Raw genomic sequence first — 14,131 nt, 5'->3', positions numbered from 1 at the left:
CCCATCCTTCATGAGGTCGTTCAAAAACTGAGCGGCAGGTTCGGTGCCGGCTCCGTGGACGGCTGCACTCCCCTGCTCTTCAGCACCTGGGTGGTCACATCCCGGAAGATGGGAGCGACTGCAGCCGATGAATTCATCTTAACCGGGTCGGCCAGGTTCACCGAAACGACGAACTGCGGCGCCTCTGCTGGAGCGAAACCGGCCATCGAGACGAGGTAGCTCGAGCTGTAGCCACCGTCGCCGTCGGGCTGCTGTGCGGTACCGGTCTTCATGGCCACCCGGTAGCCGGGGACGTCGACGTTCTTGGCGACCCAGCTCTCCTGGTCGACCATCTCGAGCATGTCGCTGACCTGCTTCGCCGCGTCGGCGGAGACGACCTGGGTTCCGGTCGCGTCGGGGACCTCGGTCATGGTGCCGTCGGCGTTCCGGCACCCCTCGACCAACTGGACGGGCATGCGGACACCGCCGTTCGCGATCGTCTGGTACAGGCTGGCGCCCTGGATCGCGGTCGTCGAGAAGCCCTGGCCGAACATGGTCGCGTAATCGGTCTGGTTGTCCCAGTCCGCGGCGTCCGCCATGAGTCCACCGGACTCGCTCGGGAAGCCGACCTCGGTCTTCTGCAGCTGACCGAACTTCTGGAAGTACGCGTAGCGGGTGTCGGCGCTCATCTTCTCGCCGAACTGCGAGATCCCCGTGTTCGACGACTGCACCATGACGCCCGCGAGCGTGAGGTTCATGTCCTCGTGGAACTCGCTGTCGTTGATGTCGGCACCGTTCGAGGGCTTGTACCGGAACGGAGCGACCACCTGCGAGTTGGGGCTCGCGACACCCTGGTCGATGAGCGCCGCGGCGGTCAGCGACTTGTACGTCGATCCCGGTTCGAACGGCGCGGCGAAGGCCCGTGAGCCTCGGTCTTCGGACGGCGTCGCGCTGACGTTGCCGGGGTCGACGGCCGGGTACTCGGCGACGGCGAGGAGCTTGCCGGTCTTGACCTCCATCACCGTGACGACGCCCCAGCTCGCACCGACCGCTTCGGCCTGCGCGGCGAGCGACTGCTGCGAGAACCACTGGATGTCCTTGTCGAGCGTGAGCACGACGTCGCCGCCGTCCTTCGCCGGCTTCGTCACCGTGGTGCCGGGGAGCGGGAGACCGCCACTGCCCTTCTCGTACGTCGTGCGACCGTCCTTGCCGGCGAGGCAGGAGTTCTCCATGAGTTCGACGCCCGCCTGGGCCTCGCCCTCCTCGCCCACGAAGCCGACGATGTTGCCGGCGACAGCACCGTTCGGGTACACCCGGTACGGCTCCTCCTTGAAGGTCGTCCACGGGATCTCCAGCGCCTTGAGCGCTCGGAGCTGGTCGAGGGTGAGCTTCTTCGCGATGAGGGCGTAGAGCGAGTCCTTGTCCGCGGCGAGGGCGTCCGTGATGAGCGCGAGGACCTCCGGACCGGGCTTGCCGATGATCGCGCCGATCTCGTTCGTCGCCTGCTCGAGGGTGATCGTCTGCTCGGCGCCGTCGACGTCGCGTTCGAACGGACCGGCGTCCTTCGGAGATGCCGCCATGCTGTACCGCATGACCGCTTCGGCGAGCACCGAACCGTCGGAGGCGAGGATGTTGCCGCGGGTGGCGAGGATCGTGTCGCCCGTCTCGGTCTTCTCGAGGGATTCGGCGCTCAAGGCACTCGCGCGGACCACCTGGATGTCGACCAGACGGAGGACGAAGAGCGTCATCACGATGGAGACCGCGACGATGGTGAACGCGAGGCGTCGGCGCGTGGTCTTCGTGTGTCTCACCATGATGCCCGTACCGCGTCCTCTCCCGACGTCGCACCTCCGAGCAAGGCGTCGTCCTCCACCGTGAGCCGTCCGGTCATCGTGTGGTCGGCGACGGCAGCCCGTCCTGCAACGGTACGGGCGGGGTGACCGCTTCCTGGCTCGACGCGCCGTCCGCGGCGGCGGCGTTCTGCCCGCCGACGAGCGGGAGCGTCGCGGCCTGTGCGTTCGGCACGAGGGCGGCGTTGAAGATCGGACTCGTGCTCGCCGACGCCGGCGTGGGCGTCCCCAGCACGGCACCGTCGGAGAGTCGGAGGTAGGTCGGGAGCGAGTTGCCCACCATGCCGAGTGCCTGCGCGTTCACGGCGAGGTACTGGGGCGAGGCCAGGCGGTCGAGGTCCTCGGCCAGCGCGGCCGAGGTGCGGCCGAGTTCGACCTGCTTCCCCTCGAGCTGCTGGATCTGGTACGCGCCCTGGCTCAACCCGACGCTGAGGAGCAACTGACCGACGACGATGGCGACGACCGCACCGACGACGACGACCGCGTACATCGGCCGTGGTCGGAGCTTCGAGCGCGCCCCGGTCGTGACCGCACGGATGTGCTGCCGTTCGGGGGCCGTCCGGGTCGGCTGCGGCCGAGCGCGTCCGAGCCGTTCTGGTGCGAGATCGAGTGCTGCGGTCGCTCCGCTCATGCTGGCCTCCTCAGCCGTTCGGCCGCGCGGAGTCGCACGGGTTTCGCTCTGGGGTTCTCGTCGATCTCGGCCTCGGTGGCGAGTTCGGCGCCCTTGACAAGGAGCTTCAGCTCCGCACTGTGTTCCGGGAGTTCGACGGGCAGGCCCGCCGGAGTTGTCGACTTCGCCCGGGCCTGGAGCTCGCGCTTGACGATCCGGTCCTCGAGCGACTGGTAGGACAGGAACACGATCCGTCCTCCGACCCGAAGCAGGTCGAGCGCGCGGGGCACGGCGGACTCGAGGACCGACAGCTCCGCGTTGACCTCGATGCGCAGCGCCTGGAAGACCCGCTTGGCCGGATGGCCAGTGCGACGTGCGGCCGCCGGTGTGGCCCGATCGATGAGCTCGACGAGCTGACCGGAACTCGTCAGGGGTCGCTGCTGGCGTTCCTCGACGATGCGGCGTGCGTAGCGCTGCGCCAACTTCTCGTCTCCGTACTCCCAGAAGATCTTCCGAAGCGCGACCTCGTCGTAGGTGGCGAGGATCGTCTCCGCCGTCAGCTCGCTCGAGGCGTCCATCCGCATGTCGAGAGGAGCGTCCTGCGAATACGAGAAGCCGCGTTCGGTCCGATCGAGTTGCAGCGAGGAGACACCGAGGTCGAACAGGATGCCGTCCACCTGTGGGAAGCCGAGCTCCTCGGCGGCCTCGTCGATGTCGTCGTAGACGGCTTTGACGAACCGGGCTCGCGACCCGAAGCGCTCGAGCCGCTCCTGAGCGATGTCGAGAGCATCGAGGTCGCGGTCGAGCCCGATGAGGGTCAACTGCGGGAACCGCTCGAGCATCGCTTCGGCGTGCCCCGCCATGCCGAGCGTGGCGTCGATGAGGACCGCGCCCTCGTGTGACACGGCGGGGGCGAGCAACTCGATGCATCGCTCGAGGAGGACCGGTGTGTGGATGTCGTCGATGGCCATATGCGTAATCCGGACGGTCCCTGACCCCTGATCCCCATCCGTTCCGACCTGGCACCGGGGAAGTGTGTCAGGGCGGGCTCCGACCTGGCACCGGGGAAGTGTGTCAGGGCGGGACGGCTGGGAGTCAGGGGGCAGGGCACTAGAAGAGTCCGGGGATCACCTCCTCGGCGGTCTCGGAGAAGACGCTCTCCTGTTCGGCGAGGTAGGACTCCCATGCCTCGGCGTCCCAGATCTCCGCGCGGCTGCCGGCGCCGATGACCACGAGGTCGCGGCTGAGCCCGGCGTACTGACGGAGGTTGGACGGAATGGTCACGCGGTGCTGCTTGTCGGGGGTCTCGGCGCTCGCTCCGGACAGGAACACGCGCAGGTAGTCGCGGGCCTGCTTGCTGGTGACCGGAGCCTGGCGGATCTTCTCGTGGAGCGCCTCGAACTCCCGCGTGCTGAAGACGTAGATGCAGTGCTCCTGGCCTCGGGTCATGACGACCCCGCCGGAGAGCTCATCGCGGAACTTCGCCGGCAGGATGATGCGGCCTTTTTCGTCGAGTTTGGGGGCGTGACTACCGAGGAACATACGCCCCCGCCCCCAATCGTTCTGGCCAACATCTTGGTTGGTCTCCACTTTACTCCACTTTGCCCCACCAATGCAGCACATTCCTCCACATTGGCTCGGTTACCCACGAAAAAACCCCGCAAAGTCAGGACTTTGCGGGGTGGAGGGAAATGGAGGGACTTCGCCCTATCCGGGACGGTCAGGGAGGGCCTGAAACGACGAAACGGGGCCGATCCGAAGATCGGCCCCGTTCGGAGTCGTGGTGCGGCGGCGCCGCGAGGGAGGGAAGTGGAGTCAGGCGGCCGGACGCGGAGCGACCGGGAGGCGCGGCACCTTTACTGCTCGTCGCCAGACTGACGCTTGTCCCAGCGGTCGTTGAAGCGGTCCATCAGACGGGACGACTTCTGACCGGCCGGAGCAGCCTGACGAGGCCGCGGCTGTTCGAGTGGAGCCCGGGTCGGTTTGGTCGCCACGAGCACGCCCGTGAGCATGATCGCGAACCCCAGCAGACCGACGATGGGCTGCTGGATCACGACTCCGAGCACGAGGCCGATCGCCCCGACCACCGCGATGAGGGAGCCGAGCGCGATTCCGCGGTAACTCGGTTTGCCCGCTCCAGCGCTGACCTTGGAGACGAAATCGGCATCGCTGCGGTAGAGGTGGCGTTCCATCTCATCGAGGAGCCGTTGCTCCTGCTCTGAAAGTGGCATCTGATTCCCCTCAAGGTCACACGACGCGACGTTGTTGATCGAGTCTAGCCACCGAAGCATGACTAGGCTAGGTGCGTGATCGAAAGCAATGAACTCGCCACCCTGGTGGGCCGCGGGCTCTCCGACTTTCTCTCCTCGCGAAGCTCCATTGTCGCGCAGATCGGCCCGGAGCTCTCCCCGTTCCTCGACTTCTCCCGGGAATTTCTCAGCGGTGGGAAGCGGTTCCGAGCACAGTTCTGCTTCCGGGGCTGGCAGGCCGTCTCCACCGGCAGGCACGCCAGCGGTCAGGGCGGCCTCGAGACCGTCATCGCGACCTGTGGAGCACTCGAACTGTTCCATGCCGCAGCGCTCGTCCACGACGACATCATCGACAACTCCGACACCCGCCGTGGCGCACCGTCGGCTCACGTCTCCTTCGCGGAGTTGCACCGCCGCAGCAGATGGGACGGCGACCCGACCACCTTCGGTACCGGAGCCGCCACGCTCCTCGGCGACCTGCTCCTCGGCTGGAGTGACGAACTCCTCGACGACGGACTCGACCAGCTGGACGACCGCACCGCCGCTCGCGCAGCGCGGGCCGAGTTCAACCGGATGCGGACCGAGGTCACGGCCGGCCAGTACCTCGACATCCTCGAGGAGCGCGCCTGGCGCGACGCCGCCGACGACGAACAGCGCCGCCGGGCCGAGCGCGTCCTCATCTTCAAATCGGCCAAGTACAGCATCGAGTCCCCGCTCGCGCTCGGGGCGCTCCTCGGCGGCGGGAACGAGCAGCAGCTCGCGTCGCTCCGCGGGTACGGCCTCCCCCTCGGCATCGCCTTCCAGCTGCGCGACGACCTCCTCGGCGTCTACGGCGATCCCGCTGTGACCGGCAAGCCGAGTGGCGACGACCTCCGCGAGGGTAAGCGGACCATCCTCATCGCGCTCACGAGGGAGGCCCTCCAGCCGGGCGCGCGCGCCATCCTCGACGAGATGCTCGGGGATCCCGAACTCGACGACGACCAGATCGGCCTGCTCCAGGCGACCATCCGCGACAGCGGGGCCGTCGACCAGGTGGAGAAGCTCATCCAGGACCACGTCGCACGGGCACTCTCCGCACTGGGCGAGGCTCCGATCAACGACGACGCCCGGGCCCACCTGCGCGGCCTCGCGGTCGCGGTCGCACGCCGCGACACCTGAGCCGTCCGGCTCGGACGGCACGGGATCAGGCGAGCGCCTGAGCCACCCGGCGCACCTCGGACCGACGTCCCTCGCGGAGGGCCTGGATCGGCGAGGTCCCGATCGCGTCGTCGTCCTCAAGCATCCAGACCATCGCGGCCTCGTCGTCGAAGCCGTTGTCGGACAGCAGCGTGAGCGTGCCGCGCAGGTTGTGCACCGGCCCGCCGTCCGCGATGAAGAACGACGGCACCTGCAGCACGCCGTCACGCCGGACGGCGAGGAGGTCGCGCTCCTCGAGGTACTGGCGGATGCGTCGGATCGGCAGCCCGAGTTCGGTCGCCAGATCGGGAAGGGTGAACCACACGAGTTCGGAATTCTGCTCAGTCACGCACAGCAGTCTGCCACGACCGCGCTCCGCTCGGCGCCGTCGGATCGCGTTCGGGTAACGATCCAGGCGCCTCGCCGCCCTCCCGGGGTGTTGACAGCTCTTCGCGCCCGACGTTCCATACACTCGACTGGTGAGTAGCAACCAGCAGACCGATCCGATGATCGGCCGTCTCCTCGACGGGAGATATCAGGTGCGCTCACGCATCGCCCGGGGCGGCATGGCGACGGTGTACCTCGCCACCGATCTCCGGCTGGAACGGCGCGTCGCGATCAAGGTCATGCACGGCCATCTCTCGGACGACACGACGTTCAAGAACCGTTTCATCCAGGAGGCGCGCTCCGCCGCCCGGCTCGCGAACCCGCACGTCGTCAGCGTGTTCGACCAGGGCCAGGACTCCGACATGGCCTACCTCGTCATGGAGCACCTGCCGGGGATCACCCTCCGCGACCTCATCCGCGACAACGGCACGCTCACCCCTCGGCAGGCCGCCGACATCCTCGACGCCGTGCTGTCCGGTCTCGCCGCCGCGCACCGCGCCGGCATCGTCCACCGCGACGTCAAGCCGGAGAACGTCCTGCTCGCCGACGACGGGCGCATCAAGATCGGCGACTTCGGCCTCGCGAGAGCCGCGAGCGCGAACACGGCCACCGGCCAGGCTCTCCTCGGGACGATCGCCTACCTCTCCCCCGAACTCGTCACCCGTGGACAGGCCGACGCGCGGAGCGACATCTACGCGCTCGGGATCATGCTCTACGAGATGCTCACCGGCGAGCAGCCCTACAAGGGCGAGCAGCCGATGCAGATCGCCTACCAGCACGCCAACGAGTCGGTCCCGGCACCGAGCGCCAAGAACCCCGCCGTCCCGAAGGAACTCGACGACCTCGTCTTCTGGGCCACCGAGCGCGAACCCGACGATCGTCCGTCGAACGCCGGCGAGATGCTCGAGCGCCTGCGGTCGATCGAGTCCAGTCTCGGGTTCACCTCGGTCGCCACCGGGGCGCAGCCCACGATCGTCATGCCGGCCTCCTACTCGAGCGAGCACGCCGACGACGTCACCCAGGTCATCGGCCGCAACACCAAACCGCAGCAGGTCCCGGTGCGCGCCGACGCGACCGACGGTCCGGGCAAGCTCGCCACGAAGGCGCGCAAGCGCAGCCGCGTGGGCGTCGCGCTGTTCACGATCGTCCTCATGCTCGCCGCGCTCGCCGGCGGGACCGGATGGTACTTCGGCCAGGGCCCCGGCTCGCTCGTCGAGGTCCCGAACGTCGCCGACGGGAGTTTCGACCAGGCGTCCGCCAAACTCGTGGAGCTGGGCTTCGTGCCCGTCGAAGGCGCGACGTTCAGCCTCACCGTCCCGGCCGGCACGGTCGCCGGCAGCGATCCGCCGTCCGGCTCGAAGATCGACAAGGGCAGCTCCGTCACGGTCCTCGTCTCCCAAGGACCGCAGCCGGTGGACATCCCGGTCCTCGCCGGGCTCGCACAGTCCGACGCCGAACAGCAGTTGGACGCGCTCGGCGTCGCCGTCGGCACCGTGAACCGGCAGTTCGACCCGAGCATCGCGAAGGACATCGTGCTGGCGGCGACCGACGCGACCTCGGGAGCCGACTACAGCCAGGGTGGGCCGTCCTTCCAAGGCTCCACGGTGACGCTGCTCGTGTCGGCCGGACAGGTGCCCTCGGTCTCGGGGATGACGCCGGATCAGGCGCGCGACGCCCTCGAATCCGTCGGGCTCGGCGTGGGCACCTCCGACGAGGCGTTCGACGACACGATCCCCGCTGGGCAGGTCATCGGCATCCAGGCCAAGACCGATGCGGACGGGAACGAGACGGCGTTCATCCCGGGCGACGACGTGACCTTGATCGTGTCCAAGGGCGTCGAGTTGGTCGCCGTCCCCGACACCACCGGCCAGACGATCAATCAGGCCATCACGACACTCCAAGACGCCGGATTCACCGTCGGTGACATCGCCGTGGCAGAGGCCTTCCGCGACATCTTCAAGGTGAAGAAGACCGATCCCCCGGCGGGCAAGTCCGTCAAGAAGGGCTCGACCGTCAACATCACCGACTTCGGTCTGTAGCCACGGCGACACGTGCTCGACCCACACGGCTGTCACACGACGAAGCACCCATGCCGGATCCGGCACGGGCGCTTCGTCGTGTGAGACCTACTTCGCGGCGGCGAGTTCCTCCGCCACGAGGAAGGCGAGCTCCAGCGACTGCATGTGGTTGAGGCGAGGATCGCACAGCGACTCGTACCGCGTCGCCAGGGTGGCCTCGTCGATCTGCTCCGAGCCGCCCAGGCACTCGGTGACGTCGTCGCCGGTGAGCTCGACGTGGATGCCGCCGGGGTGCGTCCCTGCGGCGCGGTGGGCTTCGAAGAACCCCTTGACCTCGTCCACGACGTCGTCGAAGCGACGCGTCTTGTAGCCGGTGGGCGTCGTGAGCCCGTTGCCGTGCATCGGATCGGTCACCCAGAGCGGCGTCGCGTCGGCACCCTTGATCGCCTCGAGCAGCGGAGGCAGGGCGTCCCTGATCTTGCCCGCACCCATCCGCGTGATGAACGTCAGGCGCCCGGGCTCGCGCTCGGGGTCGAGCTTGTCGATGAGACGCAGCATGTCGTCGGCCGAGGTGGTGGGGCCGAGCTTCACGCCGATCGGGTTGCGGACGCGCGACAGGAAGTCGACGTGCGCGCCGTCGAGCTCGCGGGTCCGCTCCCCGATCCACACGAAGTGGGCGGAGGTGTTGTACGGCGTGCCGGTCCGCGAGTCGATCCGCGTCATCGGTCGCTCGTAGTCCATGAGCAGCGCCTCGTGGCTCGAGTAGAACTCGACACCCCGCAGCTGGTCGAAGTCGGCTCCGGCCGCCTCCATGAACTTGATCGCACGATCGATGTCGCGAGCCAGTCCCTCGTAGCGGTGGTTCACCGGGTTGGCGGCGAACCCCTTGTTCCAGCTGTGGACCTCGCGGAGGTCGGCGAACCCGCCCTGGGTGAACGCCCGGATGAGGTTCAGCGTCGATGCGGAGGTGTGGTACCCCTTGACGAGCCGAGCGGGGTCGGCCGTGCGCGACTCCGGGGTGAAGTCGTAGCCGTTGACGATGTCGCCGCGGTAGGCGGGCAGGGTGACGTCGCCCCGCGTCTCGGAGTCGTTGGAGCGCGGCTTGGCGAACTGCCCGGCCATCCGGCCCATCTTGACGACCGGCATCGACGCACCGTACGTGAGCACGACGGCCATCTGCAGGACCGTCTTCACGCGGTTGCGGATCTGCTCGGCCGTCGCGCCGGCGAAGGTCTCGGCGCAGTCGCCGCCCTGGAGCAGGAACGCGTTGCCGCTCGCCGCCCTGGCCAAGCGGTCGCGCAGGATGTCGACCTCGCCGGCGAACACCAGCGGAGGGAGGGTCGCGAGTTCGGCGGAGGCACGCGCGACGGCGGCCTGGTCCGGCCATGACGGCTGCTGCTTGATCGGCAGCTCACGCCAATAGTCCAGTCCGGCGATCACCGAGGGTTCGGCCATGACGACTGGTTCTGTAGCGTGGGACACGGATTTCCTGTTTCTCTTCGACCGGACGCGCTCCGGAGCCCGCCCGGAAGGGGGAACGGACCGCGATCGCGGCCCGGTTTTTCAGCTTAGCGTCACGCCGACGCGGCGCGCTCCTTGACGCTCGTGGCGTAGACGTCGCGATAGTCCTGGCCCGAGAGCTTGCGGAGCTCGACCATCAACTCGTCCGTGACGCTGCGGAGGATGAAGCGGTCCCCCTCCATGCCCTCGAACCGCGAGAAGTCGAGCGGCTTGCCGATGACGATCCCGATCCGACGGATCCGGGGCAGCTTCGTGCCGATGGGCATGACCTTCTCGGTGTCGATCATCGCGACGGGGACGATGGGGACCCCTGCCTCGAGCACCATCCGCGCGACGCCGGTGCGGCCGCGGTACATCGTCCCGTCGGGACTGCGGGTGCCCTCCGGATAGATACCCAGCAGGTGACCGCCACCGAGGACCGCGAGCCCGGTGTTGAGCGAGGCCTCGGAGGCCTTGCCGCCCGACCGGTCGATCGGGAGCTGCCCTGTGCCGAGCATGAAGGTCTTCGTGGCCCAGCCGCCGAAACCCTTGCCGCGGAAGTACTCGCTCTTGGCCAGGAAGGAGATCCGCCGGTCGACGCACAGCGGGAGGATCACCGAGTCGATGAAGGACAGGTGGTTGCTGGCGATGATCGCGCCGCCGTGCTCCGGGATGTTCTCGGCGCCGATCACCCACGGCCGGAAGATCGACTTGAGGATCGGGCCGGCGACCAGGTACTTCATGAACCAGTAGAACATCGTGCTCCTCCGTCTTGCCGTCGTCGTCAGCCGAGGACGAGGGCGCTCCTGGCGAGATCGCCGGCGCCGATGACCCCGGCGTCGTTCACGAGCTGCGCGATGCTGAAGGACGGCTCCGGGTGGAACCCGCGCGCCGGGAGGTGTGTCAGGAACGCCTCACGAACGGGGTCCAGGAGGAGGTCGCCGGCCTGGGCGACGCCGCCGCCGATCACGAAGATGTTGGGGTCGAGGATGGCCGACATGCTCGCGAGGGCCTGCCCCAGCAGATCGGCGAGCTCGTTGAGGCATCGGAGGGCGCCGGGATCACCGGACTCGAGCAGGGCGGAGACGTGGTGTCCGTTCAGCAGTCCGCCGGCCGCGGCCCGGGCCCGGGCGAGGGCGGCACCGTCGCCACCGGCGTCCGCGGCCTCGTTCGCGAGCCGGAGCAACGCGTTCCCCGAACAGTACTGCTCGACGCAGCCACGCGCGCCGCAGCCGCAGGGCAGCCCGTCCGGGATGAGGCGCATGTGTCCCAGTTCCGCACCGCTGCCGAAACCACCGGTCAGCAGCCGGTCGTCGAGGACGATCGCCCCGCCGACACCCGTGCCGATCGTCACCATGACCATGCTGCGTTCCTCGCGCCCCGCACCGAACCGGAACTCGGCCCAACCCGCGGCGTTCGCGTCGTTCTCGATCGTCACGACCTTGTCGGGCAGCCGCGCGGCCAGCCGGGCCTGCAGGGGCTCGTTCCGCCAGGCGATGTTCGGCGAGTAGTAGACGGTCGAGCGCGTGGCGTCGAAGAACCCCGGCGCTGCGACGCCCACGCTCGAGATGCTGCCGTCGTCCAAGGACCGGACCATGGCGACGACGTCGTCGATGATGGCGTCGGGATCGGAGGCCTGCGTCGGCGTGCGCCCGGCCGCGAGGATCCGGCCGTCGTCGTCGACGACCCCGCCCGCGATCTTCGTCCCGCCGATGTCGATGCCGATCGCGTTTGCCATAACGGTGCCGTCTCCCTGTCCTGATGTCGCCGATACCGGCAGCGGCGTGTGACCGACCGTCAGTCGAGTCGGTCGCCCGCGCGCCGCAGTCGAGTCTACTGAGCGTCTGCGCGCCACAGAAACCGCGCAAACACCCGTGCTCTAGGATGGAGCAACATCTTGCCGACCTGGTACCGAAGGAGTTGCCGTGGAACAGTTCGACGTCCCTGCAGTCGTCGCAGCAGACCCATCCGCCAATGCGACCGATCTGCTCGTGAAGCGCCTGGCTGCTGCGCCCGACGCCGCGCTGTTCGCACTTCCCCGCGGGTCGGAGTGGGTGGACGTGACCACCGCCGAATTCCACGCGCAGGTCGTCGCCCTGGCGAAGGGCCTCGTCGCCGCGGGGATCGAACCCGGCGACAAGATCGGGCTCATGTGCAAGACCCGGTACGAGTGGACCCTCATCGACTTCGCCGTCTGGTTCGCCGGAGCACTCCTCGTCCCGATCTACGAGACCAGCTCGCCGAGCCAGGTGCAGTGGATCCTCAGCGACTCGGGAGCGACCAGCGTGCTGGTCGAGACACCCGACCAGTTCGCCCGCTTCGACGAGGTGCACGGTGACCTCCCCGACGTCGCGCGGGTCTGGCAGATCGATCTCGGTGACCTCGACAAGATCGCGGCCGCCGGCGTCGACGTCCCCGACGAGGAGATCGAACGCCGTCGCAACCTCGCCGTGGGTTCCGACATGGCGACCCTCATCTACACCTCCGGCTCGACCGGTCGGCCGAAGGGGTGCGTCCTCACCCACTCGAACTTCGTCGAGCTGTCGCGGAACTCGGCAGTCGCACTCAAGGACGTCGTGTCCGCTCCCGGTGCCTCCACCCTCCTCTTCATCACGACGGCGCATATCTTCGCGCGCTTCATCGCCGTGCTGTGCGTGCACTCCGGCGTGAAGACGGGCCATCAGCCCGACACGAAGCAGCTGCTCCCCTCGCTCGGCACGTTCAAGCCGACGTTCCTCCTCGCGGTCCCCCGGGTCTTCGAGAAGGTCTACAACTCCTCCGAGCAGAAGGCGGAGGCCGGCGGCAAGGGCAAAATCTTCCGTGCAGCCGCCGAGACCGGGATCGCCTACTCGAAGGCCCTCGAGAGCGGTTCCGTACCGTTCGGCCTGAAGGTGAAGTTCCGGGTCCTCGACCGCCTCGTGCTGTCGAAGATCCGCACGGCCATGGGCGGCCGGGTGCGGTACGCGGTCTCCGGCAGCGCTCCACTCGGTCCGCGACTCGGTCACTTCTTCCATGCGCTTGGCATCGTGATCCTCGAGGGCTACGGCCTCACCGAGACCACCGCGCCCGCGACGGTCAACCTCGCCCAGAAGTCGAAGATCGGGACGGTCGGACCGGCACTCCCCGGCGTCTCCCTCCGCATCGCCGACGACGGCGAGGTCGAGGTGCGCGGGATCAACGTCTTCAAGGAGTACTGGCAGAACCCCGAGGCGACGGCGGAGGCCTTCGACGACGGCTGGTTCCGCACCGGCGACATCGGCTCCTTCGACGCCGACGGCTTCCTCACGATCACCGGGCGGAAGAAGGAGATCATCGTCACCGCCGGCGGGAAGAACGTCGCCCCGGCGGCGCTCGAGGACCCGATCCGCGCGACCCCGGTCGTCGGACAGGTCGTCGTCGTCGGCGATCAGAAGCCGTTCATCAGCGCCCTCATCACGCTCGACACCGAGATGCTGCCCTCATGGCTCGCCAACAACGGCCAGGACGCGTCAATGAGCGCCGCCGAGGCTGCTCGGAACCCCGCAGTGCTCGCCGCCGTCCAGCGCGCCATCGACGAGGCCAACACCAAGGTGTCCCGCGCGGAGTCGATCCGCAAGTTCGTCATCCTCGACGACGAGCTCACGGAGGCGAGCGGTCACCTCACGCCGAAGCTCAGCATCAAGCGGAACGTGATCCTCAAGGACTTCGCGGAGACCATCGAGGGCATGTACCTCGGAGCGGGTTCGCCCGAGACCCAGGGGATGTCCCTGAAGTAGCGCCTCGACGGGCTCGGCGGTCGGTCGACGACCGCCGGGCGTCGACCGGCGTCTAGAACCAGTCGCTCTCGCGGACCTGCTTCATCGCCTCGCGGCGGTGCTCCTTCGACAGCCGGTCGAGGTAGAGCATGCCGTCGAGGTGGTCGGTCTCGTGCTGCAACGCCTGGGCGAGGAGTCCTTCACCCTCGACGACGAGCTCCTGCCCGTCGAGGTCGATGCCGACGGCACGGGCGTAGGGATGGCGCGGCGTCGGGAACCAGAGTCCGGGCACCGACAGGCAGCCCTCGCCGATCTCCTCGAGTTCACCGCGCACCTCGACGAGCTTCGGGTTGATGAGGTACCCGATGACGCCGTCGACGTTGTAGCTGAACACGCGGAGTCCGACACCGATCTGCGTCGCGGCGACGCCGGCACGGCCGGGGAGCTCCACGCTGTCCACGAGATCGCGGACGAGGCTGCGGATGTCGTCGTCGATCGTGACGACCTCGGCCGTCGGAGCCTTCAGGACCGGGTCGCCGAAGTGTCTGATGGGTCGTGTCGTCACGGGTTGGATCCTTCCGGGCGGGACAGGTGTGGTGGACGCGGAGACCGGCCGCGTCGCCTCGAG

General features: G+C 68.2%; 13 protein-coding genes. 3 read left to right on the top strand and 10 right to left on the bottom strand.

Features of this window, described 5'->3' with window-relative positions:
* Positions 1 to 20 precede the first annotated feature (20 nt).
* The 5 genes from RWN05_RS12940 to RWN05_RS12920 all read right to left on the bottom strand — a co-directional run bounded on the left by RWN05_RS12940 (position 21) and on the right by RWN05_RS12920 (position 4,670).
* Positions 21 to 1,793: a penicillin-binding protein 2 gene (locus RWN05_RS12940; RefSeq protein WP_079002569.1), complete on the bottom strand. Its 1,773-nt coding sequence runs from the start codon at positions 1,791 to 1,793 to the stop codon at positions 21 to 23.
* 73 nt (positions 1,794 to 1,866) lie between these two features.
* A complete protein-coding gene (locus tag RWN05_RS12935) occupies positions 1,867 to 2,460 on the bottom strand; it encodes a hypothetical protein (protein ID WP_191941137.1) in 594 nt (197 codons plus the stop codon).
* Positions 2,457 to 3,410 (bottom strand): 16S rRNA (cytosine(1402)-N(4))-methyltransferase RsmH, encoded by a 954-nt coding sequence (gene rsmH, locus RWN05_RS12930; RefSeq protein WP_121290567.1) that lies wholly within the window; start codon positions 3,408 to 3,410, stop codon positions 2,457 to 2,459. The genes RWN05_RS12935 and rsmH overlap by 4 nt, the downstream gene beginning before the upstream one ends.
* 139 nt (positions 3,411 to 3,549) lie before the next feature.
* Positions 3,550 to 3,981, bottom strand: a complete 432-nt coding sequence (gene mraZ / locus RWN05_RS12925) for a division/cell wall cluster transcriptional repressor MraZ (RefSeq protein WP_064297003.1) — start codon at positions 3,979 to 3,981, stop codon at positions 3,550 to 3,552.
* Between the two features lie 314 nt (positions 3,982 to 4,295).
* Positions 4,296 to 4,670, bottom strand: a complete 375-nt coding sequence (locus RWN05_RS12920) for a DUF3040 domain-containing protein (RefSeq protein ID WP_079002572.1) — start codon at positions 4,668 to 4,670, stop codon at positions 4,296 to 4,298.
* A gap of 75 nt (positions 4,671 to 4,745) precedes the next feature.
* Here RWN05_RS12920 and RWN05_RS12915 point away from each other — a divergent pair, with 75 nt between their 5' ends.
* Complete coding sequence (locus RWN05_RS12915) at positions 4,746 to 5,846, top strand: polyprenyl synthetase family protein (RefSeq protein ID WP_314139789.1); 1,101 nt, start codon at positions 4,746 to 4,748, stop codon at positions 5,844 to 5,846.
* 25 nt (positions 5,847 to 5,871) lie between these two features.
* Here the strand turns inward: RWN05_RS12915 and RWN05_RS12910 are convergent, their stop codons facing one another.
* A complete protein-coding gene (locus tag RWN05_RS12910) occupies positions 5,872 to 6,213 on the bottom strand; it encodes an Rv2175c family DNA-binding protein (RefSeq protein ID WP_079002574.1) in 342 nt (113 codons plus the stop codon).
* A 130-nt stretch (positions 6,214 to 6,343) separates the two neighbouring features.
* Between RWN05_RS12910 and pknB the strand changes: the two genes are divergently transcribed.
* On the top strand, positions 6,344 to 8,290 hold the full coding sequence (gene pknB / locus RWN05_RS12905) for a Stk1 family PASTA domain-containing Ser/Thr kinase (RefSeq protein ID WP_079002575.1): 1,947 nt from the start codon (positions 6,344 to 6,346) through the stop codon (positions 8,288 to 8,290).
* A gap of 87 nt (positions 8,291 to 8,377) precedes the next feature.
* On the opposite strand, the gene RWN05_RS12900 is transcribed toward pknB, so the two are convergent.
* From RWN05_RS12900 to RWN05_RS12890, 3 genes are all read right to left on the bottom strand, one after another.
* Positions 8,378 to 9,724, bottom strand: coding sequence for a class II 3-deoxy-7-phosphoheptulonate synthase (locus RWN05_RS12900; protein WP_056005400.1), 1,347 nt, complete (start codon positions 9,722 to 9,724; stop codon positions 8,378 to 8,380).
* Positions 9,725 to 9,843: 119 nt separating this feature from the next.
* On the bottom strand, positions 9,844 to 10,527 hold the full coding sequence (locus RWN05_RS12895; protein WP_064297009.1) for a 1-acyl-sn-glycerol-3-phosphate acyltransferase: 684 nt from the start codon (positions 10,525 to 10,527) through the stop codon (positions 9,844 to 9,846).
* A 26-nt stretch (positions 10,528 to 10,553) separates the two neighbouring features.
* Positions 10,554 to 11,507, bottom strand: coding sequence for an ROK family glucokinase (locus tag RWN05_RS12890; protein WP_064297010.1), 954 nt, complete (start codon positions 11,505 to 11,507; stop codon positions 10,554 to 10,556).
* Between the two features lie 187 nt (positions 11,508 to 11,694).
* Here RWN05_RS12890 and RWN05_RS12885 point away from each other — a divergent pair, with 187 nt between their 5' ends.
* Positions 11,695 to 13,524, top strand: a complete 1,830-nt coding sequence (locus RWN05_RS12885) for a long-chain fatty acid--CoA ligase (protein ID WP_079002576.1) — start codon at positions 11,695 to 11,697, stop codon at positions 13,522 to 13,524.
* Positions 13,525 to 13,576: 52 nt separating this feature from the next.
* Here the strand turns inward: RWN05_RS12885 and RWN05_RS12880 are convergent, their stop codons facing one another.
* The gene (locus RWN05_RS12880) at positions 13,577 to 14,068 is read right to left on the bottom strand and encodes a peptide deformylase (RefSeq protein WP_064297012.1); all 492 of its coding nucleotides are present in this window, start codon (positions 14,066 to 14,068) and stop codon (positions 13,577 to 13,579) included.
* Positions 14,069 to 14,131: the final 63 nt, after the last annotated feature.

The sequence above is a fragment of the uncultured Plantibacter sp. genome (genome assembly GCF_963518075.1).
Lineage (GTDB): Bacteria > Actinomycetota > Actinomycetes > Actinomycetales > Microbacteriaceae > Plantibacter > Plantibacter flavus_A.
The sequence above is the reverse complement of the archived record's forward strand: the minus strand, read 5'-3'. Positions and strand labels throughout refer to the sequence as shown.